Annotated in this window: 23 protein-coding genes, 2 tRNA genes and 1 pseudogene; 23 read left to right on the top strand and 3 right to left on the bottom strand. The window is 70.6% G+C overall.

Going from position 1 to position 24,150, the window contains the following annotated elements:
* Nucleotides 1-74 precede the first annotated feature (74 nt).
* The 9 genes from GXP74_RS07660 (at nucleotide 75) to GXP74_RS07700 (ending at nucleotide 5,874) form a co-directional block, all read left to right on the top strand.
* Complete coding sequence (locus tag GXP74_RS07660; protein WP_182450639.1) at nucleotides 75-425, top strand: hypothetical protein; 351 nt, start codon at nucleotides 75-77, stop codon at nucleotides 423-425.
* A gap of 3 nt (nucleotides 426-428) precedes the next feature.
* Nucleotides 429-1,805 (top strand): FtsK/SpoIIIE domain-containing protein, encoded by a 1,377-nt coding sequence (locus tag GXP74_RS07665; protein WP_182450640.1) that lies wholly within the window; start codon nucleotides 429-431, stop codon nucleotides 1,803-1,805.
* A 69-nt stretch (nucleotides 1,806-1,874) separates the two neighbouring features.
* Complete coding sequence (locus GXP74_RS07670; RefSeq protein WP_182450641.1) at nucleotides 1,875-2,087, top strand: hypothetical protein; 213 nt, start codon at nucleotides 1,875-1,877, stop codon at nucleotides 2,085-2,087.
* 22 nt (nucleotides 2,088-2,109) lie between these two features.
* Complete coding sequence (locus tag GXP74_RS07675; RefSeq protein WP_182450642.1) at nucleotides 2,110-2,709, top strand: DUF2637 domain-containing protein; 600 nt, start codon at nucleotides 2,110-2,112, stop codon at nucleotides 2,707-2,709.
* A gap of 11 nt (nucleotides 2,710-2,720) precedes the next feature.
* Complete coding sequence (locus GXP74_RS07680; RefSeq protein ID WP_182450643.1) at nucleotides 2,721-2,912, top strand: mobile element transfer protein; 192 nt, start codon at nucleotides 2,721-2,723, stop codon at nucleotides 2,910-2,912.
* A gap of 15 nt (nucleotides 2,913-2,927) precedes the next feature.
* Nucleotides 2,928-3,122 carry a hypothetical protein gene (locus tag GXP74_RS07685; protein ID WP_182450644.1) on the top strand — a complete coding sequence of 65 codons (195 nt, stop codon included), beginning with the start codon at nucleotides 2,928-2,930 and terminating at the stop codon, nucleotides 3,120-3,122.
* A 91-nt stretch (nucleotides 3,123-3,213) separates the two neighbouring features.
* On the top strand, nucleotides 3,214-4,521 hold the full coding sequence (locus tag GXP74_RS07690) for a replication initiator (RefSeq protein ID WP_182456258.1): 1,308 nt from the start codon (nucleotides 3,214-3,216) through the stop codon (nucleotides 4,519-4,521).
* Nucleotides 4,514-4,723, top strand: a complete 210-nt coding sequence (locus GXP74_RS07695) for an excisionase family DNA-binding protein (RefSeq protein WP_182450645.1) — start codon at nucleotides 4,514-4,516, stop codon at nucleotides 4,721-4,723. Before GXP74_RS07690 ends, GXP74_RS07695 begins: the two co-directional genes overlap by 8 nt.
* Before the next feature lie 29 nt (nucleotides 4,724-4,752).
* Nucleotides 4,753-5,874, top strand: a complete 1,122-nt coding sequence (locus tag GXP74_RS07700; protein WP_370468394.1) for a tyrosine-type recombinase/integrase — start codon at nucleotides 4,753-4,755, stop codon at nucleotides 5,872-5,874.
* Nucleotides 5,875-5,976: 102 nt separating this feature from the next.
* Here the strand turns inward: GXP74_RS07700 and GXP74_RS07705 are convergent.
* Nucleotides 5,977-6,047: transfer RNA gene (locus GXP74_RS07705), tRNA-Gly, on the bottom strand.
* A gap of 197 nt (nucleotides 6,048-6,244) precedes the next feature.
* Between GXP74_RS07705 and GXP74_RS07710 the strand changes: the two genes are divergently transcribed.
* The 6 genes from GXP74_RS07710 (at nucleotide 6,245) to clpX (ending at nucleotide 13,348) form a co-directional block, all read left to right on the top strand.
* Nucleotides 6,245-6,321 (top strand) — tRNA-Pro (locus tag GXP74_RS07710).
* Nucleotides 6,322-6,568: 247 nt separating this feature from the next.
* Complete coding sequence (locus GXP74_RS07715; RefSeq protein WP_182450647.1) at nucleotides 6,569-8,173, top strand: MDR family MFS transporter; 1,605 nt, start codon at nucleotides 6,569-6,571, stop codon at nucleotides 8,171-8,173.
* 242 nt (nucleotides 8,174-8,415) lie between these two features.
* On the top strand, nucleotides 8,416-9,825 hold the full coding sequence (tig, locus tag GXP74_RS07720) for a trigger factor (RefSeq protein WP_182450648.1): 1,410 nt from the start codon (nucleotides 8,416-8,418) through the stop codon (nucleotides 9,823-9,825).
* Nucleotides 9,826-10,303: 478 nt separating this feature from the next.
* Nucleotides 10,304-10,939 carry an ATP-dependent Clp protease proteolytic subunit gene (locus GXP74_RS07725; protein WP_370468540.1) on the top strand — a complete coding sequence of 212 codons (636 nt, stop codon included), beginning with the start codon at nucleotides 10,304-10,306 and terminating at the stop codon, nucleotides 10,937-10,939.
* Between the two features lie 62 nt (nucleotides 10,940-11,001).
* Complete coding sequence (locus GXP74_RS07730; RefSeq protein ID WP_182450649.1) at nucleotides 11,002-11,664, top strand: ATP-dependent Clp protease proteolytic subunit; 663 nt, start codon at nucleotides 11,002-11,004, stop codon at nucleotides 11,662-11,664.
* Nucleotides 11,665-12,064: 400 nt separating this feature from the next.
* Entirely contained in the window at nucleotides 12,065-13,348 is a 1,284-nt protein-coding gene (gene clpX / locus GXP74_RS07735; RefSeq protein WP_182450650.1) for an ATP-dependent Clp protease ATP-binding subunit ClpX, read from the top strand.
* 79 nt (nucleotides 13,349-13,427) lie between these two features.
* Here clpX and GXP74_RS07740 read toward each other — a convergent pair whose 3' ends face one another.
* Together GXP74_RS07740 and GXP74_RS07745 are read right to left on the bottom strand one after the other, a co-directional pair.
* On the bottom strand, nucleotides 13,428-14,183 hold the full coding sequence (locus tag GXP74_RS07740) for a peptidylprolyl isomerase (protein ID WP_182450651.1): 756 nt from the start codon (nucleotides 14,181-14,183) through the stop codon (nucleotides 13,428-13,430).
* A 226-nt stretch (nucleotides 14,184-14,409) separates the two neighbouring features.
* Nucleotides 14,410-15,291 carry a hypothetical protein gene (locus tag GXP74_RS07745; RefSeq protein ID WP_182450652.1) on the bottom strand — a complete coding sequence of 294 codons (882 nt, stop codon included), beginning with the start codon at nucleotides 15,289-15,291 and terminating at the stop codon, nucleotides 14,410-14,412.
* Between the two features lie 151 nt (nucleotides 15,292-15,442).
* Between GXP74_RS07745 and GXP74_RS07750 the strand changes: the two genes are divergently transcribed.
* From GXP74_RS07750 to mreD, 8 genes and pseudogenes are all read left to right on the top strand, one after another.
* Nucleotides 15,443-18,151 (top strand): valine--tRNA ligase, encoded by a 2,709-nt coding sequence (locus GXP74_RS07750; RefSeq protein WP_182450653.1) that lies wholly within the window; start codon nucleotides 15,443-15,445, stop codon nucleotides 18,149-18,151.
* Nucleotides 18,152-18,276: 125 nt separating this feature from the next.
* On the top strand, nucleotides 18,277-18,525 hold the full coding sequence (locus GXP74_RS07755; protein ID WP_182456968.1) for a DUF6126 family protein: 249 nt from the start codon (nucleotides 18,277-18,279) through the stop codon (nucleotides 18,523-18,525).
* 102 nt (nucleotides 18,526-18,627) lie between these two features.
* Nucleotides 18,628-20,013 (top strand): folylpolyglutamate synthase/dihydrofolate synthase family protein, encoded by a 1,386-nt coding sequence (locus GXP74_RS07760; protein WP_182450654.1) that lies wholly within the window; start codon nucleotides 18,628-18,630, stop codon nucleotides 20,011-20,013.
* A gap of 49 nt (nucleotides 20,014-20,062) precedes the next feature.
* Nucleotides 20,063-20,404 carry a DUF4233 domain-containing protein gene (locus GXP74_RS07765; RefSeq protein ID WP_182450655.1) on the top strand — a complete coding sequence of 114 codons (342 nt, stop codon included), beginning with the start codon at nucleotides 20,063-20,065 and terminating at the stop codon, nucleotides 20,402-20,404.
* A gap of 113 nt (nucleotides 20,405-20,517) precedes the next feature.
* On the top strand, nucleotides 20,518-20,931 hold the full coding sequence (gene ndk / locus GXP74_RS07770) for a nucleoside-diphosphate kinase (protein ID WP_182450656.1): 414 nt from the start codon (nucleotides 20,518-20,520) through the stop codon (nucleotides 20,929-20,931).
* Between the two features lie 484 nt (nucleotides 20,932-21,415).
* Nucleotides 21,416-22,441 carry a rod shape-determining protein gene (locus tag GXP74_RS07775; protein ID WP_182456262.1) on the top strand — a complete coding sequence of 342 codons (1,026 nt, stop codon included), beginning with the start codon at nucleotides 21,416-21,418 and terminating at the stop codon, nucleotides 22,439-22,441.
* Nucleotides 22,442-22,518: 77 nt separating this feature from the next.
* Nucleotides 22,519-23,391, top strand: coding sequence for a rod shape-determining protein MreC (gene mreC / locus GXP74_RS07780; protein WP_182450657.1), 873 nt, complete (start codon nucleotides 22,519-22,521; stop codon nucleotides 23,389-23,391).
* 70 nt (nucleotides 23,392-23,461) lie between these two features.
* Nucleotides 23,462-24,120, top strand: a pseudogene (mreD, locus tag GXP74_RS07785) (rod shape-determining protein MreD).
* Nucleotides 24,121-24,150 lie beyond the last annotated feature (30 nt).

The following is a 24,150-nucleotide window of genomic DNA, read 5'->3' on the forward strand; positions in this document are numbered from 1 at the left end:
TCTCGCACCCGCTTCAGCGGTTGCAATCACTGCTACTTATATAGACGAGTAGCTGTCTTGATGAGGAGAAGGCGTTGCGTTCCATTCGAGTTGAGACCTCGTCGGCCACGATCCTGCTGACCGAGGCCCCGGAGACCAAGCTCAAGGACCGGCAGACCGGCGAGATCGCCAAGGACGCAGTCAGCGGCGAGACGCTGAAGACGGTCGGCGTCGTCTACATCGAGGACGGCGAGTCCTCGCTGATCAAGGTCACCATCCCGGAGAGCGGGGTGGGGGAGGGCCTGAGCCTGGGCTCCCCGGTCTCGCTGCCCGGCCTGGTGGCCCGCCCCTGGGAGAGCACGTTCAACGGGCAGCAGCGGCACGGCATCGCGTTCCGCGCCACCGCCGTCATGGCCGGAGCGTTCCCGATGGCGATCGGGGCCTGAGAGATGTCAGACCTGGTGACGCTGATGGAGGTGGGTGGTCCGGTCGCCGCGCTCGGTGGCGGGGCCGCCTACCTCCGGGCCCAGCGCCCGGCCGCGTACTGGTGCACGGTTGGCCTGCCGCTCTCCACGGCACGGCTGCTGGGATCCTACGGGTCGGTCATGGAGGCGTGCGGACTGACTGTCGCGCCCTCCAGGCTCCGGGCCCTGGCCGTCCGGGCCACCACCCGCCGCGAGGTACGCCCGGTGCCCCCGCGACGCGGGATCATCCGCCCCACCTCGACCGGCATGCGACTTCGGCTGCGCTTGGCACCTGGCCAGGAACCGGCCGACGTGGCGGCTTCGGCGGAACGGCTCCGCCACGCCTGGGGTGTGCACGCCGTGTACGTCTCGGAGATCAAGCCGGGCGTGGTCGAGCTGCGGCTCGTCGGCTTCGACGTCCTTCGCAGGGTACGGATGCCTCGGCGGACCGTGGCCGACTTCCTCAAGGTGCCAGTTGCCCTGCGTGAGGACGGCACGGCCTTCGTCCGGGACTACCGGGCGATCCCGCATCAACTCACGCTCGGCGCGACGCTGTCCGGCAAGTCCATGTACCTGCGGCACCTGGTGGTGGGGCTCGCCCCTCAGCGGGTGGCGCTGGTCGGGATCGACTGCAAGCGCGGCGTCGAACTGGCGCCGTTCGCCCCCCGGTTGTCGGCGCTGGCCACCGATCCGGAACAGGCGGCAGAGCTGCTGCCGGTGCTCGTGCAGCTGATGGAGGACCGGTACGACCTGATCAAGGCCCGGCAGGGTATCGCCGCCACCACCCCGGACGAAGAGATCACCTCGGACATCTGGGGCCTGCCGGAGGCCGAACGCCCCGTCCCGGTCGTGCTGTTCGTGGACGAGGTCGCCGAACTGTTCATGGTCGCCACGCGCAAGGACGAGGACCGGCGGGACGAGATGGTCACCCAGCTCATTCGGCTGGCCCAGCTCGGTCGGGCTGCGGGCATCTACCTGGAGGTCTGCGGCCAGCGGTTCGGCGCTGAACTGGGGAAAGGGGCGACCATGCTCCGGGCCCAGCTGACCGGACGTGTCTGCCACCGCGTGAACGATGAGGCGTCCGCCAAGATGGCGCTCGGAGACATCGCCCCCGAAGCAGTCGGGGCAGCATGCGCCATCGCACCCGAACGGCCGGGCCTGGCCGTCGTCGGCGACACCTCCGGCGGCTGGTCCCGCGTCCGTACCCCGTACCTATCCCTCGGCGACGCCGCCGCCGTATGTGCCCAGACCACGGGCCTCGTGCCGCACCTTGCTGCGCTCGATCCCTTCCGGCCCGCCGTGCCCGCGCAGCCCGCCGACCGACCGGTCCCGCTGCTCAAGCCGCTGCCCGTCTCCGACTGACCAACCCCTCCCCACCCGGCCGCGCGCCACGTCCCTACCCCGCCATGCCCGAATCAGGAAGGAACAGCCGTGTCACAGCCCACTGCCTCCGAGATCTCCGCGTTCCTCGCCGCCCTGGCCGACCGCAACCCCTCCGACCAGGGCGAGTACGCCCAGCTCATGACTCGCAAGGCGGAGCTCCTGGAGCGCATTGCCGCCGCCTGTCCTAGCGACGTCGACGCGGCCGAAGTCGCCGCCAACGCCCGTGCTCGGGCCGAACAGCTCACGTCGACCGACCGATGACCGTCCGAGAGGAGTCCGCACCATGCGCGCAACCCTGGCCCGCATCGACGCGGTAGTGGTCCAAGCGGTCATCGCCGCCTCACTGTCCTTCGCCCACCTCCACGACATCGCCTCGGCCGCCGGACAGCACGGCTGGAAAGCCTGGGCCTACCCCGTCTCCGTCGACCTGCTGTTGGTCGCGGCCTGGCGGCGGCTGCGGTCCGGATCTCCCAAGACCGCCGGGTGGTGCTGGTTCCTGATCGCCCTCACCGCCTCCCTCGGCGCGAACATCGCCACCGCCGGACTCCTCGACCAGGCCGCCGTACCCGCCTGGCTACGCATCCTCATCGCCGGATGGCCTGCGGTCGCCTTCCTCGGCGGAACCCTGCTCGCCCACACCACCCCGAAGCTCGCCGGGGATGTCGCTGCCCCGGAGGTCGAACCCGACCAACCGCCCATGACCCCCGAACCCCCGCCGGCCATCCCGCCCGGCCCGGCCGTGCCCGTCGCCCTGGTCGAGCACGCCCGAAAGCTCGCCGCTGACCACCTCACCCGCACCGGAGCGGCCATCGACACACCCACCCTGCGCGCCCGCCTCGGCGTCTCTGCACCGCTCGCCGAAGCCATCGCCGCCCAGCTCTGAGAGGAGATCCCATGTACGCCCGCCGCCGCTTCCGCAAGGTCGTCCGCATCGGCCCGGTCCAGGTCGGCAGTTCCTACGACTCTCGCGGCAATGAGAAGCACACCGCCGCCTGCACGGCTCCGCGCTGCGGCTTCTCCGCCGACTACGACTCACGCGCCGCCGCCGAGTTGGCCGCACGCACCCACCGCTGCCCGGTCCGCTAAGAGGAGTCCTTCGCCGTGACCATCACTCTGCCCGTGGTCTTCGTCCTGGGCGTCATCGCCTGGGCCGCGATCAAGGTCCTCGGCATCCGCCTGTGGGCCGCCCTCGTCATCGCCCTGTTCGGCTTCTGGCTCGCCCACACCTTCCTTGCACCCGCCGTGGAGTCCGGTACCCGCACCGGAGTCCAGATCGTCAACGGCAAACACATCTAGACGACTAGCTGAGATAGGAGTTCCGCACCCGATGCCCGCCAGTACCCCGCCCCCGATTGCCGACCTGGCCGCCCTCGCCCAACTCGGCACCATGCCCGCCCTGCTCCGCCAGCTCCAGGGCCTCGGCGGCTGCACCCGGCCGATCCGCCTGGACGGCCACCGCACCGACGTCGACACCCGAACCGGCGAGATCCTGCACCAGCTTCACTCCACCGACCTGCCCGCCGGGCACCTGCTGGTCCGCTGCAACAATCGCCGCCTCACCCGCTGCGCGGCCTGCGCCGAGACCTACCGCCGCGACACCTTCCACCTGATCACCGCCGGACTCCACGGTGGCAAGGGAACACCCGACCAGGTCGCCACCCACCCCCGCGTCTTCGCGACCTTCACCGCCCCCTCCTTCGGCCCGGTCCACAACCGCCCGCCCGGCTCAGCCGGAACAGCCCGGCCCTGCCGCTGCGGGGCACTCCACCCCGAGGACGCCGCCGAACTGGGCACTCCCCTCAACCCCGACACCTACGACTATCGCGGGGCCGTCCTGTGGAACGCCCATGCCGGGGCGCTCTGGCGGCGCTTCTCGATCTACCTGCGCCGGGAGATCGCCAAGCGGGCCGGCCTCAGCCAACGGGCCTTCAAGGCGTACGCCCGCGTCTCCTTCGCCAAGGTCGCCGAGTACCAGAGGCGCGGCCTGGTCCACTTCCACGCCGTGATCCGCATCGACGGACCCGCTGGAGGCACCACCCCACCCCCGGCCTGGGCCACCGCCGATCTCCTGGCGGACGCCATCCGCGCCGCTGCCGCTACTGCCCGGGTTCCCGGGCCCGTGGTGGACGGCACGGCCCACACCCCCGCCTTCGGCACGCAGCTGGACATTCGCACCATCCGCACGGCCGACTTCGAGGGCGGTACCGACCTCACGGAGCGGGCGGTGGCCTCGTACATCGCCAAGTACGCCACCAAGGGTGCCGAGACAGCCACGGGCACCCTCGACCGCCCGGTGAAGTTCCTCGCCGAACTGGCCCACCTGGACATCACCGACCACGCCCGCCGCATGATCCGCACCTGCTGGGAACTCGGCTCCCGTCCCGAACTGGCAGAACTACGACTCCGCCCCTGGGCCCACATGCTCGGCTTCCGGGGCCACTTCTCCACCAAGACCCGCCGCTACTCGACCACCCTCGGCGCACTCCGCGACGCACGCGCCGCCTGGCGTCGCGAACAGGCCATGGCCGCCGACGACAACAGCCGGCACCGGGCCCCGGACGACCACGACCAGGGCAGCACTCTCGTCCTCGCTCACTGGACCTTCGCCGGAGTCGGCCTGACCCCCGGCGAACGCTGGCTCACCGAAGCCGCAACCCCCGCCCCTGGCACGGAAGGAGAGCCCACTCATGCCTGACCGCCTGCTGACCGTCGCTCAGGTCGCCGAACTGCTCGGAACCTCGGAGCGCTTCCCGCGTCGCCTGATCGAGGAACGCCGGATCGAGTACGTCCACGTGGGGCGGCACGTCCGGATCGCCGAATCTGCCGTGCACGGGTACCTCGCCGCGAACACGGTGCACCCCGTCGTCCCGCGCCGTCAGTTGGGGGTGGCTGCCTGATGGCTGGAAAGAAGAGGGATTTCGGGGCCGTGCGCAAGCTGCCGTCCGGTCGCTGGCAGGCCCGATACCGGGGGCCGGACGGGCAGATGCGGCCCGCTCCGGAGACCTTCCGGATCAAGAAGGACGCTACCGACTGGCTGTCGGCGAAAGAGACAGAGATCGGCGCTGGTCGCTGGATCGACCCGGACGCGGGCAAGGTGCCGTTCGGTGTCTACGCGGCGGCCTGGATCAAGCAGCGCCGGTTGGCCGAGACCACGGGGGAGCTGTACGAGACGCTGCTTCGGCTCCATCTCGTACCGACCTTTGGGAAGATCGCGGTCGCTGAGATCACCCCGGCGTCCGTCCGGCTCTGGCGGGCAGCCCGCCTGGAGCACACTGGAGCGGCCACCGTCGCCAAGTCGTACGCCCTGCTGCGGGCCGTCATGAATACCGCGCTGGAAGATCAGCTTATCGTCCGGAACCCGTGCCGGATCAAGGGCGGCAGTGTCACGGAGACCCCCGAGCGGCCTACCGCCAGCGTGGCCGAGGTCTTCGCCATCGCGGAGAAGACCCCGAACCGGTACCGGCTGATGGTGCTGCTCGCTGCCTTCCTGGGCCTGCGTTTCGGAGAGCTGATCGCTCTGCGCGGGCAGGATGTCGACCTCGACGCCGGGCGTGTCCGGGTCCGCGCCGCTGTCGCCGAGCTGCGGAGCGGGGCCAGGATCACGAAGCTGCCCAAGAGTCGGGCGGGCGTGCGAACGGTGGTGATCCCGGATGTGATCCTCCCGGCTCTGCGTCAGCACATGGCCGTGTTTGCCGAACAGGGGCGCGATGGACGAGTGTTCGTCGGCGCGAAGGGGGCCACGCCCCGCCGGAACCACTTCAACCGGGTCTGGCGCAAGGCGTGTGCTGATGCCGGGATCAAGGGCCTGCACTTCCATGATCTCCGCCACACGGGGAACACGATGGCGGCGGCCACCGGGGCGAGCACCAAGGAGCTGATGGCCCGCTTCGGCCACGGGACCGCCCGCGCCGCGCTGATTTACCAGCACGCAACCGAGGAACGGCAGCGCGTCATCGCCGACGGGCTGAACGCGCAGATCATCGCCGGACTCAAGCGGGGATCAGGTCGCGAGCAGGCCGAAGGAGGAGCTCCCGAAACCAAGATCTAGTCCGGTGTGGCACGCGTGTGGCACGCGGGGGAGTGAACCCCCGGAACGAAGATCGGCCCCGGCTCCGCGATCAGGTCGCTGAGCTGGGGCCGAACCGGTCGGAGCGGGCGACGGGAATCGAACCCGCGTAGCTAGTTTGGAAGACTAGGGCTCTACCATTGAGCTACGCCCGCAGAGCGCGCATTGCTGTGCGTTCGGGGCAAGCGTAGCGGACGGGGTCGGGGCGATGCACACCGGTTGATCGGGTGGCGGGGTGTGGCGGGGTGTGGCGCGGGTGTCGGTGGGGCGTGCGGGGGGAGTGCGGTGGGGGCGCGGGTGGAAAACCTGGCAGGCGCCGGGGGCCGAGCATGTACGCTACGTCTCGTCCAGACGGGGTGTGGCGCAGTTTGGTAGCGCGTCCGCTTTGGGAGCGGAAGGTCGTCGGTTCGAATCCGGTCACCCCGACCAGTAGCGCGGCAGCAGCAGCGACCGCAATAGTGACGTAGTAAGCAAAGTGACGTAGCAAGTAAGTAGGACGCGGCACCAGCGAGGCCCTGCCGGGGACGGCGGGGCCTTTGGCGTGGACGCGGCGCGGCGAGGCGGCTGGAATACCGGTCGTCCGGGCGGCGTTGCCCGAGCGCGCGAGCCAGCACCCCTGCCCCCAGCGGCCGCCGCCGATACCGACCCCAGCCGATACGGAAGGCGTGAAGCCGACATGCCCCGAAGTACCCGACTCGATCCCAAGACCGCCGTCGCCGCCGTCTTCGTCGCCTCGCTGTTCATGTCGATCATGGACACCACCATCGTCAACGTGGCGCTGCCGTCCATCGGGGACCAGTTCCACGTCGGCGCCGCCTCCGTCGGCATCGTCAACGTCGGCTACCTGGTCAGCCTCGCCGTGTTCGTCCCGCTGTCCGGCTGGCTGGGCGACCGCTACGGCACCAGGCGGGTCTTCCTGTCCGCGCTGGCGGTGTTCACCCTCGCCTCGCTGCTCTGCGGCACCGCGCAGACCCTGGACCAGCTCAGCCTGTACCGGGTCGCGCAGGGCGCGGGCGGCGGGATGCTCACGCCGGTCGGGATGACCATGCTGTTCCGGGCGTTCCCGCAGGAGGAGCGGATGCGGGCGTCGCGGGTGCTGATGATCCCCACCGCGGTCGCCCCGGCGCTCGGCCCGGTGCTCGGCGGCTGGCTGGTGGACAGCCTCTCCTGGCACTGGGTGTTCATCGTCAACGTGCCGATCGGCGCCGCCGCGATGGCCTTCGGCCTGCTGAACCTGCCCGACTTCCGCACCGAGCGCGCCGGGCGGTTCGACCCGGCCGGGTTCCTGCTGGCCGCGGTCGGCTTCGGCGGCGTGATGTACGCCCTCGCCGAGGGCGCCGGGAAGGGCTGGGGCACGCCCGGGATCGTCGGCCCGGCGGTCGTGGGGGCGGTGGCGCTGGTCGCGCTGGTCGTGGTCGAGCTGCGGCTGGCCGAACCCATGCTGGACCTGCGGCTGTTCAAGGACCGGCTGTTCCGCACGGTCAACCTGCTGAGCCTGGCCTCCGGCGCGGCCTTCCTCGGCATGCTCTATGTCTTCCCGCTCTACTACCAGGACGCCGTCGGCGCGAGCGCGCTGCGGACCGGTCTGAACACCTTCCCTGAGGCCATCGGGGTGATGATCGCCTCGCAGCTGGCCGGACGCCTCTACCCGCGGGTCGGCCCGCGGCGGCTGATCGCGGTCGGCGCGGTCGGGGTCGCGGTGATGCTGGCGCTGATGTCCCGGCTCACTCCGGAGACCACCGCCTGGGCGGCCCGCGCGCTGATGTTCGGCACCGGGTTCTGCATGGCGTACATCTTCCTCCCGGCCCAGACCGCCGCCTTCGCCACCATCAGCGGCCGGGCCACCGGACGCGCCTCCACCCTCTTCAACGCCCAGCGGCAGCTCGGCCCGGCCGCCGGCGTGGCCCTGCTCGGCGCGGTGCTGACCAGTAGCGGCATGGTCACCGCAGGTCATGGCGGTACGCCGGTGGCGAACCTGGCGGCGTACCACGCGGCCTTCCTGACCGCCGCCGGACTGGCGCTGCTGGCCGCCGTCATCGCCCTGTTCGTCTCCGACCGCGACGCCGCGCCGACCATGACCCCCAAGGCCGGGACCTCCAAGGCCGGGACCTCCAACGCCGTGACCTCCAACGCCGGGACCTCCAAGGCCGCGACCCCCAACGCCGCGGAACCCAGGGCAGCCGCCGAGGAGCCGGACGTGCCGCCGACCGGCGCGGCGGCGACGGATGCCGCCCCCGCCGACACCCCGGTGGAGCGGTCGCGCGGGGCCTCGCTGAGCTAGTCCCGACTTGCGGGGACCAACGCAGATTGTGGTACCGGTAGGATGGGCCGCTGGCGGGTGTATGCGTGGCATGTCCAGCGGGACAGGTCCACGACGCAGCCGCCGCGAGGGCGAGGAGCGAGCTCACCGTCCACCCCACCCCGGCGGGCGAAGTCGCCTCTGACTTATCACCCGTCTCGCCGCGTACTGGACCACAGCGCGCGGCGGACACCCTGACCGCAAGCCCCCAAGGAGACCCAACCGTGAAGAGCGCCGTGGAGACTCTGAACCCGACCCGGGTTCGACTCACCGTCGAGGTGCCCTTCGAGGAGCTCAAGCCCAGCCTCGACGCGGCGTACAAGAAGATCAACCAGCAGGTCACGGTTCCGGGTTTCCGCAAGGGCAAGATCCCGGCTCGCGTCATCGACCAGCGCTTCGGCCGCGGCGCCGTGCTGGAGGAGGCCGTCAACGACGCGCTGCCGCGCTTCTACACCCAGGCCGTCGATGAGAACAAGATCGACGCTCTCGGTCAGCCGGACATCGACGGCCTCGAAGGCGTCGAGCGCATCGCCGACGGCGGTGACCTGAAGTTCACCGCCGAGGTGGACGTCCGTCCCGAGATCACGCTGCCGGACTTCTCCGCCATCGAGGTCGAGGTCGACGCCATCGCCGTCAGCGACGAGGACGTCGAGGAGACGCTGACGCAGCTCCGCGACCGCTTCGCCTCGGTGAACACCGTCGAGCGCGCCGCCGCCGATGGCGACATCGTCGTCATCGACCTGGAGGCCAAGGTCGACGGTGAGGTGCCGGACGACGGCACCGCCACCGGCATCACCTACGCGATCGGCTCGGGCCAGCTCCTCGACGGCATCGACGAGGCCGTCATCGGCCTGGAGGCCGGCGCCACCGCGACCTTCACCACCGAGCTCAAGGGCGGTTCCGCCGAGGGCAAGGAGTCCGAGGTCACCGTCACCGTGACCACCGTGCAGGAGAAGGAACTCCCGGCCCTGGACGATGACTTCGCCCAGCTCGCCAGCGAGTTCGACACCCTGGACGAGCTGAAGGACGACTCCCGCAAGCGGCTGGTCCGCATGAAGGAGTTCGACCAGGCCACCCAGGCTCAGGAGAAGGTCCTCGACAAGCTCATGGAGCTCGTCGAGATGCCCTACCCGGAGAAGCTGCTCGCGGACGAGATCAACACCCGCAAGCACAACCTGGAGCACCACCAGCTGCCGCAGATGGGCATGGACCTGGACGCTTACCTCAAGGTCCAGGAGAAGTCCGCGGAGGAGTTCGAGGCTGAGCTGCTGGCCCAGGCGCAGAAGGGCATCAAGACCCAGTTCGTGCTCGACGCCATCGCCGCCAAGGAAGAGCTCGCGGTCAACCAGGAGGAGCTCACCGAGCACCTGCTGCGCCGTGCGGCCGGTTCCGGGATGACCCCGGACCAGTTCGCCCAGCAGGTTGTCGAGGGTGGCCAGGTGCCGCTGCTGGTCGGCGAGGTCGTCCGTGGAAAGGCCCTGGCCGTCGTGGTCGAGGCCGCCAAGGTCACCGACACCGAGGGCAACCCGGTCGACTTCGAGGACGACGAGGACGAGGAGGGGACGGTCGAGGCTGCTGCCGAGACCGTCGCCGAGGTCGTCGAGGGTGACGAGGCCGCGCCCACCGAGGCCTGACCCCGGAGCCCGACCCCGGAGCCCGACCCCGAGGCCTGACATCGAGGCCTGACCCCGGAGCCCGACCCGGGCTCGACCGCCAAGCCCTGGGGCCCGACCCCGGGGCTCGACGGCCGAGGGTCGGGACGGACCCGCACCGCCGAAGGGCCCGGACGCAGCACGCGTCCGGGCCCTTCGGCATGCCCCGCAAACCTCGGATGACCAGGTTCCGGGCCCCCTGCGCTCACAGCGAACAGTGACCCTGCGCTCACAGCGAACAGTTCAGTGTGAGGGATGGCCAGGCCCCGCCTGCGCGTTAGGGTCCTTGGTACGAGGGGCAGGGTGACTGTCGGTCCACCGAACCCGGCTGCCGCTGCGGCTGCCGGAACCGACCTTCGACCGGCCTTAGACCGACCTTCGTAAGAGACGCAGTGACGGCGGAAGACCAGCCGTCCGATGACAATGAGCGGGTGGATACGTGACGACTCCCCAGTTCCAGATGCCCGGCCTGCCCCACATGTCAGGGGCGTACGCTCCCACCGCCGCAGGCGACATCGGTGGCGGCGGGCTGGGCGACCAGGTCTACAACCGTCTGCTCAACGAGCGCATCATCTTCCTCGGCCAGCAGGTCGACGACGAGATCGCCAACAAGATCACGGCCCAGCTGCTGCTGCTCGCGGCCGACCCGGACCGCGACATCTTCCTGTACATCAACTCCCCCGGTGGCTCGGTCACGGCCGGCATGGCGATCTACGACACCATGCAGTACATCAAGAACGACGTGGTCACCATCGCGATGGGCATGGCCGCCTCGATGGGTCAGTTCCTGCTGACCGCCGGCGCCAAGGGCAAGCGCTTCTCGCTGCCCAACTCCGAGATCCTGATGCACCAGCCCTCGGCCGGTCTCGGCGGCTCGGCCACCGACATCCGCATCCAGGCGCAGCAGCTGGTCCGGCTGAAGCACCGGATGTCCGAGCTGATCGCCCACCACAGCGGCCAGAGCACCGAGCAGATCATCAAGGACTCCGACCGCGACCGCTGGTTCACCGCGGCCGAGGCCGTGGACTACGGCCTGATCGACGCCATCATGCACAGCGCCGCGGACGTGCCCGGCGGCGGCGGCACGGGCGCCTGACCCGGCCCGCAGTCGACGACCGTCAACGACCACAGTCCGTACGCTTTCGGAGGCCAGACCACATGAACATCCCCAGCCTGTCCAGCGCCCGTGAGCGCGTCCAGGACATGCGTGCCGAGGGCCGCTACGTCCTGCCGCAGTTCGAGGAGCGGACCTCGCAGGGCATCAAGCGCTACGACCCGTACTCCAAGCTGTTCGAGGAGCGGATCATCTTCCTGGGTACCCAGGTGGACGACGCCTCCGCGAACGACATCATGGCGCAGCTGGTGTGCCTGGAGTCGATGGACCCGGACCGCGACATCTCCCTGTACATCAACTCGCCCGGCGGCTCGTTCACCGCGCTGACCGCCATCTACGACACCATGCAGTTCGTCCGCCCGGACGTGGCGACGGTGTGCATGGGCCAGGCGGCCTCGGCCGCCGCGGTGCTGCTGGCGGCGGGTGCGCCGGGCAAGCGGATGGCGCTGCCCAACGCCCGGATCCTGATCCACCAGCCCTACACCGAGACCGGTCGCGGTCAGGTGTCGGACCTGGAGATCCAGGCGAACGAGATCCAGCGGATGCGCGAGCAGCTGGAGGAGATGCTGTCCAAGCACTCCAACCAGACCAGCCAGCAGATCAGCGAGGACATCGAGCGCGACAAGATCCTCACCGCCGCCGAGGCGCTGTCCTACGGTCTGATCGACCAGATCACCTCGACCCGCAAGGGTTCGCTGGAGGACTGAGCCGACCGGACCGGGGGACTGGCCCCGCGCCGGTTACCGGCCTGACCTGCGGTGACGCTCTGTACCGCGCTCGGCCCCGGTTGTACTGAGACAAGCACCACCCAGGCTGTCGGCCCCCCGCTCTTGGAGCGGGGGCCCCGGCCTGGCACCATCGGTGGTACCGACTGTGCACCGCCCCTCCTGCCCCGGCCCACCAGAAGCCAGGCCGCGGGGTGGTGCCTCCACCAGGATCTGTACTCTTCCCGGACAACCCTCCGCGGTCGTCCGCCGGACGAATTCGCCCAGGGCGGAAGAGGCAAGCCCGCCGAAGTCGGCGGATCGGGGGTCCTGACGGAGTACCGTCGGAAACCAAGCACCAGGCTCCTGCCCCACGGAGCCATTGGCGAAGGGGAAGCACCTCGTGGCACGCATCGGTGACGGTGGCGACCTGCTCAAGTGCTCGTTCTGCGGGAAGAGCCAGAAGCAGGTGAAGAAGCTCATTGCCGGGCCCGGCGTGTACATCTGCGACGAGTGCATCGACCTGTGCAACGAGATCATCGAAGAGGAACTCGCGGAGACCTCGGAGGTGAGGTTCGAGGAGCTGCCCAAGCCCCGGGAGATCTACGAGTTCCTGGACGGCTACGTGGTGGGCCAGGAGGCGGCCAAGAAGTCGCTCTCGGTGGCGGTCTACAACCACTACAAGCGGGTCCAGGCGGGCGAGAACGGCAAGCACGGCCGTGACGAGGGCATCGAGCTGGCGAAGTCCAACATCCTGCTGCTCGGCCCGACCGGCTCCGGCAAGACCCTGCTGGCGCAGACCCTGGCCCGGATGCTGAACGTGCCGTTCGCGATCGCGGACGCCACGGCGCTGACCGAGGCCGGGTACGTCGGCGAGGACGTCGAGAACATCCTGCTGAAGCTGATCCAGGCGGCCGACTACGACGTCAAGAAGGCCGAGACCGGGATCATCTACATCGACGAGATCGACAAGGTCGCCCGCAAGAGCGAGAACCCGTCGATCACCCGCGATGTCTCCGGCGAGGGTGTGCAGCAGGCGCTGCTGAAGATCCTGGAGGGTACGACGGCCTCGGTGCCGCCGCAGGGCGGCCGCAAGCACCCGCACCAGGAGTTCATCCAGATCGACACCACCAACGTGCTGTTCATCGTCGGCGGCGCGTTCTCCGGCCTGGAGCGGATCATCGAGTCCCGGGCCGGGAAGAAGGGCATCGGCTTCGGCGCGACCATCCGCAGCAAGCACGAGGTCGAGTCCAGCGACCAGTTCCGCGCGGTCATGCCGGAGGACCTGGTGAAGTTCGGGATGATCCCGGAGTTCATCGGCCGCCTCCCGGTGATCACCAGCGTGCACAACCTGGACCGGGACGCGCTGCTGCAGATCCTCACCGAGCCGAAGAACGCCCTGGTCAAGCAGTACCGGCGGCTGTTCGAGCTGGACGGTGTGGAGCTGGAGTTCACCGACACCGCCCTGGACGCCATCGCCGACCAGGCCATCAAGCGCTCCACCGGCGCGCGCGGGCTGCGCGCCATCATGGAGGAGGTGCTGATGTCGGTGATGTACGAGGTGCCCTCGCGCAAGGACGTGGCCCGGGTGGTGGTCACCGAGGACGTCGTGCTGGAGCACGTGAACCCGACGCTGGTCCCGCGTGACCTGCGCAGCCAGCGCGAGCGCCGCGACAAGTCGGCCTGACCGACTGCGGCCCCGAGCCACCGCGGGCCCCCGCTCCCCCCGTGCCGAAGGCCGGGCGGGGCGGGGGTCTGTCGCTGTGTCAGCTCTTGGTCACCGGAACGGAGTTGATGACCACCGAGTCGTTCGGCTTGCCGTCGGTACCGCCGCCGCTGACCCCGTCCTTGCCGATGTGCTGGAGGGTGTCCAGGCCGGAGGTGATGGTGCCGAAGGGCGTGTACGAAGCGGGCAGCTGACTGTCCTGGTAGACCAGGAAGAACTGCGAACCGTTGGTGTCGGGGCCGGAGTTGGCCATCGCCACGGTCCCCGCCGGGTAGGTCCCGCCCTTGATCGCCGGGTCGTTCAGGTACTCGTCCGGGATGGTGTAGCCGGGGCCGCCGGTACCGGTGCCGGTCGGGTCGCCGCACTGGAGCACGTAGATGCCCTGGGTGGTGAGCCGGTGGCAGTGGGTGTGGTTGAAGTAGTCCTGCTGGGCCAGGAAGACGAAGCTGTTGACGGTCTTCGGCGCGTCCTTGGCGTCCAGCTTGATGCCGATGTCGCCGCAGGAGGTCCGCAGCACCGCCGAGTAGGCCGCCGAGGTGTCGATGGTCAGCGCCGGGGCGGTGGAGAAGTGCTTGCCGTTGGGGCTGCCGGACGCGGCGTGCTCGCAGAAGCCGCTGGAGTTGCTGTTGCCCCCGCTGCCGGTCACCGCCCAGGTGATGCCGCCCGCGATCACCGCCAGCGCCAGCACCACCGCGCCGATGCCCCCGGCCTTGCGCCGTCTCGCCTTGGCGTGCTCGGCGGCGCGCAGCGCCTCGATCCGCGCCCGCCGCGCGGCAGCGCTCCTGTCCTCGCTCACGTGCTTCCTCGCTGTTCAGCCCGGGCCGCTCAGGTCGGAACGGCCGCTGTCGGCTGTCAGTTGACCAGAAGCGCCCCGGCTGAGGGCGGCAGGCGCGACGCGGAGACCCGGTTCTCGACCCCGGTGCGGGGAAACGGCGGGCTCCGGCGACCCGTGCCCGGCTGCGGCGCGCTGCCTCAGCCGGACCGGAAGGTGCGGTGACGGACTGTTCGCCCGGCTCGGCGGGCTACTTCTTGACCTCGGCGACGCTGCGCAGCGCCAGGGTCTTGGCGTCGACCGCGGAGATCTCGCTGCTGGAGTCGCCGCCGGAGGAGCCGGAGGAGGCGACGCTGAAGTCCATGATCGCGGTGACCGAGCTGTTGTCGCCCCACACGCAGGTCGGCACGGTGGTGCCCTGGATGGTGACGATCGCACACTGCATGCTGCCGCCCAGGCTCCCGGCGGGCTCGTCGGTCTTGTCGCTCACGGTGGCCTGCCCGGCTGCGGTGATCTTGGTCCAGAACTGGCTCACCCCCAGCGAGGCGCCCAGGGTGTCCCCGTACTCGCCCTCGAAGAGCAGCCCCGGGGAGCCGGACGAGCTGTTGTAGATGGTGACCACGGGGGTGAGCCCGGCCTTGCCCGAGGCGTCGGCCATGGCGCCGGCCTCGCTCTTGGCCATGGCGCTGCTGTCGTCCCGGGTCATGCCCTGGAAGGTCTGCGGCGGGACCAGCTTGTACTCGCCGGTGGACTTGGTGACGTTGAAGACCGCGTAGCCGATCACACCGCCGACGATCAGGATCACCGCGCCGCCGATGCTCAGCCCGATCTTCAGGCCCTTCCGGCTCCTCGGCGGCGGCGGGGCGAAGCTCCAGGGCGCGTTCGGGTCGCCGTAGGGCGCGCCCTGCGGCGGTATCTGCCCGTACTGCGGTGCGTTCGGGTCGTACGGCGGCTGCTGCCCGTACTGCTGCTGCCCGTACTGCGGCGCGTTCGGGTCGTACTGCGGGGCGTTCGGGTCGTATTGCGGCGCGTTCGGGTCGTACTGCGGGGCGGGCCGGCCGGGGCCGGGCGCGCCGCCGTAGGGGGTGGCCCCGCCCGGGTTCTCCGGGGGTGGGGGCGGATAGGTCGACATAGTCAAACATCAGACCAGCACCGGCCGACAGGTGTCCATTGACTTCCCCATAACCGTCGCATTCGGCCCGCTATGCGAACGCACAGGCGGACGGGTGGCCCGCCCGGTCAATTGGTCAAGCGCTTCTCGATACCTCAGTAAACTGGGCGTCGTGACCGACACGAACCAGCGCCCCGAGCAGCACGGGGACCACAGCGCCCAGACCCCTCCCTCCGGGGAGGCTGGTCTTCCGACTCAGTACGCCCCGGCGGAGGTAGAGGGACCGCTGTACCAGCGCTGGGTCGACGCGGGCTACTTCACCGCCGACGCCAAGAGCGACAAGCCCCCGTACACCATCGTCATCCCCCCGCCGAACGTCACCGGCGCCCTGCACCTGGGCCACGCCTTCCAGCACACCCTGATGGACGCGCTCACCCGCCGCAAGCGGATGCAGGGCTACGAGGTGCTGTGGCTGCCGGGCATGGACCACGCCGGGATCGCCACCCAGAACAAGGTCGAGCAGCAGCTGGCCGAGTCCGGCCTGTCCCGGCACGACCTGGGCCGTGAGGCCTTCGTGGAGAAGGTCTGGGAGTGGAAGGAGCAGTACGGCGGCCGGATCCTCGGCCAGATGCGCCGCCTCGGCGACGGCGTCGACTGGTCCCGGGAGCGCTTCACCATGGACGAGGGCCTGTCCCAGGCCGTCCAGACCATCTTCAAGCGGCTGTTCGACGACGGCCTGATCTACCGCGCCGAACGCATCATCAACTGGTGCCCGCGCTGCCTCACCGCGCTCTCCGACATCGAGGTCGAGCACGAGGACAGCCCGGGCGAGCTGGTCTCCATCCGCTACGGCGACATTGACGGGGCGGAGCGGAGCGACTCCGATGAGGGTGGCGGCGGGCGACGGGGGGGCGAGTCCATCGTGGTGGCCACCACCCGGGCCGAGACGCTGCTCGGTGACACCGCCATCGCCGTCCACCCGGACGACGAGCGCTACGCGCACCTGGTCGGCCGCACCATCGAGCTGCCGCTGACGGACCGTCGGATCCCGGTCGTCGCCGACACCCACGTCGACCCGGCGTTCGGCACCGGCGCGGTCAAGGTCACCCCGGCGCACGACCCGAACGACTTCGCCATCGGCCAGCGCCACAACCTGCCCAGCCTGAGCGTGATGGACGAGCACGGCGCGATCACCGTGCACGGCCCCTTCCTCGGCCTGGACCGGCTTGAGGCCCGCTCGGCGGTCGTCGGCGCGCTGCGCGAGCAGGGGCGGATCGTCGCCGAGAAGCGCCCCTACATGCACGCCGTCGGCCACTGCTCGCGCTGCCACACCATCGTCGAGCCGCGGCTGTCGCTCCAGTGGTGGGTCAAGGTCGAGCCGCTGGCCAAGGCCGCCGGCGACGCGGTCCGGGACGGCCGGGTCCAGATCCACCCCAAGGAGATGGAGAAGCGGTACTTCGACTGGGTCGACAACATGTACGACTGGTGCATCTCGCGCCAGCTCTGGTGGGGTCACCGGATCCCGGTCTGGTACGGCCCCGAGGGCCAGCAGATCTGCGTCGGCCCGAACGAGGAGCCGCCGACCGGCGAGGGCTGGTACCAGGACCCGGACGTGCTGGACACCTGGTTCTCCAGCGGCCTGTGGCCGTTCTCCACCCTGGGCTGGCCCGAGCAGACCCTGGACCTGGAGAAGTTCTACCCGACCGACGTGCTGCTGACCGGCCACGACATCATCTTCTTCTGGGTCGCCCGGATGATGATGTTCGGCCTGTACGCGATGGACGGCCAGGCGCCGTTCCACACCATCGCGCTCACCGGCCTGGTCCGCGACCAGTTCGGCAAGAAGATGTCCAAGTCCTCGGGCACCGCCGTGGACCCGCTGGACTGGATGAACGAGTTCGGCGCGGACGCCGTCCGGTTCACCCTGGCCAACGGCGCCAACCCGGGCGCGGACGTCCCGATCGGCGAGGACTGGGTCAAGGCCTCCCGGAACTTCTGCAACAAGATCTGGAACGCCACCCGCTTCGCGCTGATGAACGGCGCGACCCTGGAGGGCCCGCTGCCGGCCGCCGAGGAGCTGTCGGCGACCGACCGGTGGATCCTGTCCCGGCTGAACGCGGTGGTCGCCGAGGCCGACGCGCTCTACGACGACTACCAGTTCGCCAAGCTCAGCGACGCCCTCTACCACTTCGCCTGGGACGAGGTCTTCGACTGGTACGTCGAGCTGTCCAAGGCGACGCTGATCGCGGGCGGCCCGCAGGCCGACGCCACCCGCCGGGTCCTCGGCGAGGTGCTCGAAGTCACCCTGCGGCTGCTGCACCCGGTGATCCCGTTCGTCACCGACGCCCTGTGGACCACGCTCACCGGCCGTGAGTCGGTGGTGGCCGCCGACTGGCCGACCGCCGACGCCGCCCGCCGCGACCCGGCCGCCGAGGCCGAGATCGCCACGCTACAGCAGGTGATCACCGAGATCCGCCGGTTCGGGGCGGACCAGGGGCTCAACCCCGGCCAGAAGGTCCCGGCCCGGCTCGACCTGGCCGGTACCGCGCTGACCGCGCACGAGCCCGCGCTGCGCCTGGTGGCCAAGCTCCAGCCGGCGGCGGAGGACTTCCACGCCACCGCGACGCTGACGGTGGCCGGGGCCACCGTCGCGCTGGACCTGTCCGGCACCATCGACGTCGGCGCCGAGCGCAAGCGGCTGGCCAAGGCGCTGGCGGCGGCGGAGAAGGAGCTGGCGCAGTCCGACGCCAAGCTCGCCAACGAGGCGTTCCTGGCCAAGGCCGCCCCGGCGGCGGTGGCGAAGATCCACGACCGGCGGGCCAAGGCCGAGGGTGACATCGCCCGGCTCGCCACCCAGCTCGCCGCCCTCCCGGAGGGCTGAGCCCGGAGGTCCACCGGAGCCCCGACCGCCCCAGCGGCGCTCGGGGCTCCCGTGCGTCCCGCCCCGGTCGCGCGCGGATGCGATCCTGGGGGCTGGGACCATGGACCGACGACGAAGGCGGGAGCATGACGGACGGACCGACGATGGACACGGACGCCGTACCGGCGGTACCCGCCGCGCGGGCCGCGAGCGGGCCGGTACCGGTGGCGCCGCCCGGGCGGCCCGAGCCGCCCGAGGACGACGGCAGCGAGGGCGGCGGACGCCGGGCCAACAAGGGCGTGTGGATCCGCGCCGGGATCTACGTCATCGGCTTCCACGTCTTCGCGGGCTTCATCATGCTGCTGTTCTACTTCGGCAGCCACCAGCACCACTGACCCGCCCCGCGCCACTGACCCGCCAGCACCACTGACCCGCCCGCTCCGGCCGACGCCCACCGCGCTGCTGAGCGCGGCCGGTGGCGACCGTAGACTGAGGGCGTGAGCGACACCCCCCGCAGCAGCCAAGAGTCAGCCGCCCCCGACAGCCCCGCCGAACGGCTCCGGGAGGTGACGGCCGAGCTGACCGCGCGCTGGCCGGAGACCCGGATCGATCCGTCGCTGGTCCGGATCGAGGCGCTGATGGACATCCTGGGCCAGCCCCAGCGGTCCTACCCGGCGATCCACATCACCGGGACCAACGGCAAGACCAGTACCGCCCGGATGGTCGAGCAGCTGCTGCGTCACTTCGAGCTCCGCACCGGCCGCTACACCAGCCCGCACGTGGAGCTGGTGACCGAGCGGATAAGCCTCGACGGCGAGCCGATCGACGCCGACCTGTTCGTCGACACCTGGCACGACATCGAGCCCTACGTGGCCATGGTCGACGCCGCGCAGCCGATCCCGATGTCCTTCTTCGAGATCCTCACCGGAATGGCCTACGCCGCCTTCGCCGACGCGCCGGTCGACGTGGCCGTGGTCGAGGTCGGCCTGGGCGGCACCTGGGACTCCACCAACGTCATCGACGCCCCGGTCTCGGTGATCACCCCGATCTCGCTGGACCACACCGACAAGCTCGGCGACACCACCGGCAAGATCGCCACCGAGAAGTCCGGGATCATCAAGAAGGGCGGCCTCGCGATCGTCGCCCAGCAGCCGCTGGACGCCGCCGAGGTGATCCTGCGGCACGCGGTGGAGCACGACGCGGTGGTCGCCCGCGAGGGCATGGAGTTCGGGGTGGTGCACCGCGACATCGCCCTCGGCGGCCAGCTGCTGAGCCTGCGCGGCATCTCCGGCCACGAGTACACCGACATCTTCATCCCGCTGCACGGCGCCCACCAGGCGCAGAACGCCGCCCTGGCGCTGGCCGCGGTGGAGGGCTTCTTCGGCGTCGGCGCCGCCCGCGAGCAGCCGCTGGACGTCGACAAGGTCCGCGCCGCCTTCGCCGGTGTCAGCTCGCCGGGTCGGCTCGAAGTCGTCCGCAGCAGCCCCACCATCGTCCTGGACGCCGCGCACAACCCGGCCGGGGCCCGTGCCACGGCCGAGGCGATCAGCGAGTCCTTCGGCTTCACCCGCCTGGTCGGGGTGATCGGCACCAGCGGTGACAAGGACTCCGCGGGCCTGCTGGAGGCGCTGGAGCCGGTCCTGAGCGAGGTCGTGATCACCCAGAACTCGACCCAGCGGGCCACCTCGGTGGACGAGCTGGCCGAGACCGCGGTGGAGATCTTCGGTGCCGACCGGGTGCAGGTGGAGCTGCGGCTCGACGACGCCATCGACGCGGCGGTCACCCTGGCCGAGGAGGTCGGCGAGCTCGGCGGCTCCGGCGTGCTGATCACCGGCTCCATCATCACCGTCGGCGAGGCCCGGATCCTGCTCAGCCCGCGCTGAGGCCCGCGCCGCCGTCCCGTCCCGAAGCCAGCCCCGAGAGGCCCCAGCCGTGCGTACCCTCTGCTCGTCCACCCTGATCGCCGAGGCGATGGTGGTGGGTTTTGCCGCCCTCGTGGCGATGCATCTCTCCTCCGTGTCCCACGGCACCCTGTGGGCGGTCTGCGGTGCGGCCATGGCACTGTGCGTGCTGCTCTGCGGGGTGCTCGGCCGCCCCGGCGCGGTGGCCGTCGGCTGGGCGCTCCAGGCGGCGCTGATCGTCAGCGGGCTGGTGATCGGGATGATGTACGTGCTCGGCGTGATCTTCGCGGCGCTGTGGTGGGCCTCGGTCCACTACGGCCGCAAGGTCGACGTGATCAAGGCTGCCCGGGCTGCGGCTGCGGCCGGGGCCTGACCGGCTGGGGCGGGGCCGGCGGCGGGTAGGCTCGTCAGCGATCATCACGTAGTCCGAACACCGGACGTGGTGACCACCAGACCACCCCGCAGCAGTAGACCCTGGAGTACGCCATGCCGCAGCGCAGCCTCGTCATCCTGAAGCCCGACGCGGTCCGCCGCGGCCTCGTCGGCGAGATCGTCAGCCGGATCGAGCGCAAGGCGAACTGGCGGCTGGTCGCGCTGGAACTGCGCACCCTGGACCAGGCCACGCTGGAGCAGCACTACGCCGAGCACGTCGGCAAGCCCTTCTACGAGCCGCTGATGGAGTTCATGGCCTCGGGCCCGTCGGTGGCGATGATCGTCGAGGGTGAGAGCGTGATCGAGGGCGTGCGCGCGCTGGCCGGGAAGACCAACCCGCTGGAGGCCGGTCCGGGCACCATCCGCGGCGACTTCGCGACCATCACCCGGGAGAACCTGATCCACGCCTCGGACTCGGACTCCTCGGCCGAGCGCGAGATCAAGATCTTCTTCCCCGCCCACGCCTGACCGTCCTGCCTGACCGTCCTGCCTCACCCGACCGCGCGTGCCCGGCGGCGCGCGCCCGACCACGCGCGCCGACCCGCGTACGCCCCCGTCGTGCGTCGTCCGCACGCCGGGACGGGGGCGGCTCGCGCGCCCGTCCGAACCGGGCCCGCGCCTTCGACCGCACGTCAGTCCTTACCCCCCTCCGGGTGCTGACGTGCGGTCTTCTGTTTGTCCCGAGTCCGCTCGGGTAGCCGTCCGGGTGGCCAAATAATCGGAATTGAACACTCCGCTGAATCGCCGTTCCGACACAAGCCTCCCAATAGCGGAAAATCGGATCGTCCGCCTGGATACTGGGGCAAAGCGAACGGTCACTGTCTGTGCCTCGATGGCTACCATGGAGGCGACTCGGAAACTCCCTGGTGGCTGACGGCGCGTCAACCGGAGCCCGCAGCCGCCCCACCCTCGAACCCCGGGAAGGCCCCCCAAGCCCATGGCGAACAACAGCATGTCGTTCATCGGTCGTGACATGGCTGTCGACCTCGGCACCGCCAACACGCTCGTGTACGTCAGGGGCCGCGGGATCGTCCTCAACGAACCCTCGGTGGTCGCCGTCAACACCAACACCGGCGGCATCCTGGCGGTCGGCGCCGAGGCCAAACGGATGATCGGGCGCACACCCGGCAACATCGTCGCCATCCGTCCGCTCAAGGACGGCGTGATCGCCGACTTCGAGATCACCGAGCGGATGCTCCGCTACTTCATCCTGAAGATCCACCGCCGCCGCTACATGGCCCGCCCCCGGGTCGTGGTCTGCGTGCCCAGCGGCATCACCGGGGTCGAGCGGCGCGCCGTGATCGAGGCCTCGCGCCAGGCCGGGGCCCGCCAGGTGCACATCATCGAGGAGCCGATGGCCGCCGCCATCGGCGCCGGGCTGCCGGTGCACGAGCCCACCGGGAACATGGTCGTCGACATCGGCGGCGGCACCACCGAGGTCGCGGTGATCTCCCTGGGCGGGATCGTCACCGCGCAGTCCATCCGCACCGCCGGGGACGAGCTCGACAACGCGATCATCCAGCACATCAAGAAGGAGTACTCGCTGCTGCTCGGCGAGCGCTCCGCCGAGCAGATCAAGATGGGCATCGGCTCCGCCTTCCCGCTCGACGGGGACAAGGAGGAGCACAGCGAGATCCGCGGCCGCGACCTGGTCAGCGGCCTGCCGAAGACCGTGGTGATCTCCGCCGCCGAGGTCAGGCAGGCCATCGAGGAGCCGGTCAACGCCATCGTCGACGCGGTGAAGACCACCCTGGACCAGTGCCCGCCGGAATTGGCCGGTGACATCATGGACCGCGGCATCGTTCTCACTGGGGGCGGTGCTCTTCTGCGCGGCCTGGACGAGCGGCTGCGCCGTGAGACCGGCATGCCGGTCCACATCGCGGAGAACCCGCTGGACTCGGTCGCCCTCGGCTCCGGCAAGTGCGTCGAGGAGTTCGAGGCACTACAACAGGTACTGGACTCGCAGCCGCGCCGCTGACCCCCCGTCCACGCTCCGGGCGGCCCGCGCGGGCCCCGGGAGCTCCGCACACCGCTTGAAGGGCCCAGCCGAGGACCGTGAAGGACACACGAGAAAGCCGGCTCCTGCTCGTCCTGCTGGTCGCCGTAGCCTTCGCGCTGATCACCGTGGACATCCGCGGCGGCGACGACTCCCCGCTGAACGGCGCGCGGGACGCCACCGCCTCCGTCCTCGGACCGGTCGAGAGCGGCGTCTCCGGGGCCGTCCAGCCGGTCGCCGACGCGCTCCGCTCGCTGCGCGAGTCCGGCACCAGCGGCGACCGGATCCGTGCCCTGGAACAGCAGAACGTCGCGCTCAAGCAGCAGGTCTCCAGCTCCGACCTGGTCGACAACCGCAGCACCCAGCTCACCCGGCTGCTGGGCGCGGCCGGAGCGGGCCAGTACACCGTCAAGTCCGCCGAGGTGGTCGCCATCGGCGCGGCCCAGGGCTTCTCCTGGACGGTCACCATCGACATCGGCAGCGACGACGGCATCCAGCGCGACATGACCGTGATCAACGGCGACGGCCTGGTGGGGCGGGTCACCACGGTCGGCCCGGACACCTCCACCGTGCTGCTGGCCAGCGACCCGGAGTTCAGCGTCGGCACCCGGCTGGAGGACAACGGCGAGGTCGGCTTCGCCACCGGCCAGGGCAACGGCCCGATGCGGGTGGAACTGCTCAACGGCCAGGCCGAGGTGAAGCCGGGGGACCGGATGGTGACCTTCGGCTCGCAGGGCGACCGCCCGTTCGTGCCCGGCGTGCCGATCGGAAAGGTCAGCAAGGTGGAGAACACCCCCGGACAGCTGACCCGGACGGTACTGGTCCAGCCCTACGTCCACTTCACCACGCTCGACCTGGTCGGCGTGGTGGTCGAGCCGCCCACCGGCGACCCCCGCTACGCGGTGCTCCCGCCCAAACCCGCCGCGCACTGACGCCGCCGACGCCACCGCCGACGCCGACGCCACCGCCGCCGAAAGAAGCAACGAAGAGAGGCTGACCCACATGTGGCTGCACCGCCTGCTGCTCTCCGGGGGCTGATCGTCGCCGCCCTGGTACTCCAGGTCAGCGTCCTGGCCCGGCTGGGCCTGCCCGGCGCCGCACCGGACCTGCTGCTGCTGGTGGTGATAGGGCTCGCCCTGGTCTACGGACCGGCCGGCGGCTGCCTGGCGGGCTTCTTCGCCGGACTGCTGGCCGATCTGGCGCCGCCGTCCGACCACGCGGTGGGCCGCTACGCGCTGGTGCTCTGCCTGCTCGGCTACGCGGCGGGCCTGCTGCGCTCGTCCAGCGGGCACATCCGCTCGGTGGTGACCCCGCTGCTGGTGGTCGCCGCCGCCGCGTTCGGCACCACGCTGGCGTACGCGGCGGTCGGCGCGCTGGTCGGCGACACCGCCGCCCGGCACGTCGGGCTGCCCGGCCTGCTGGTCACCGCCGTCCTGTACGACGTGCTGCTGGCGCCGTTCGTGGTGCCCGCGGTGACGGCGCTGGCCCGCCGCTCGGTCCGGGAGGACTTCGGCAACGGCGGCACCGGCCTCGGCGGCCCGCGCCGCGCCCGGCGCGGCGCGCTCGACCGCCGGAGCGCGATGTTCGGCGGCGGTGGCAGCCGCACCGGCGGCGCGGTCGGCCTCGGCACCGTCCCCGGCTTCGGCGACGTCAAGCGCTGAACCCTCCCTCGTGACCACCAACAGTCCGCA

Source organism: Streptacidiphilus sp. P02-A3a, assembly GCF_014084105.1.
GTDB lineage: Bacteria > Actinomycetota > Actinomycetes > Streptomycetales > Streptomycetaceae > Streptacidiphilus.

Coding starts and splice junctions, on each gene's coding strand:
- GXP74_RS07665 (WP_182450640.1), top strand. CDS start 429: ATGTCAGACCTGGTGACGCTGATGGAGGTGGGTGGTCCGGTCGCCGCG.
- GXP74_RS07675 (WP_182450642.1), top strand. CDS start 2,110: ATGCGCGCAACCCTGGCCCGCATCGACGCGGTAGTGGTCCAAGCGGTC.
- GXP74_RS07680 (WP_182450643.1), top strand. CDS start 2,721: ATGTACGCCCGCCGCCGCTTCCGCAAGGTCGTCCGCATCGGCCCGGTC.
- GXP74_RS07690 (WP_182456258.1), top strand. CDS start 3,214: ATGCCCGCCCTGCTCCGCCAGCTCCAGGGCCTCGGCGGCTGCACCCGG.
- GXP74_RS07695 (WP_182450645.1), top strand. CDS start 4,514: ATGCCTGACCGCCTGCTGACCGTCGCTCAGGTCGCCGAACTGCTCGGA.
- GXP74_RS07715 (WP_182450647.1), top strand. CDS start 6,569: ATGCCCCGAAGTACCCGACTCGATCCCAAGACCGCCGTCGCCGCCGTC.
- GXP74_RS07725 (WP_370468540.1), top strand. CDS start 10,304: ATGCCCGGCCTGCCCCACATGTCAGGGGCGTACGCTCCCACCGCCGCA.
- GXP74_RS07730 (WP_182450649.1), top strand. CDS start 11,002: ATGAACATCCCCAGCCTGTCCAGCGCCCGTGAGCGCGTCCAGGACATG.
- GXP74_RS07745 (WP_182450652.1), bottom strand. CDS start 15,291: ATGTCGACCTATCCGCCCCCACCCCCGGAGAACCCGGGCGGGGCCACC.
- GXP74_RS07755 (WP_182456968.1), top strand. CDS start 18,277: ATGACGGACGGACCGACGATGGACACGGACGCCGTACCGGCGGTACCC.
- ndk (WP_182450656.1), top strand. CDS start 20,518: ATGCCGCAGCGCAGCCTCGTCATCCTGAAGCCCGACGCGGTCCGCCGC.
- GXP74_RS07775 (WP_182456262.1), top strand. CDS start 21,416: ATGTCGTTCATCGGTCGTGACATGGCTGTCGACCTCGGCACCGCCAAC.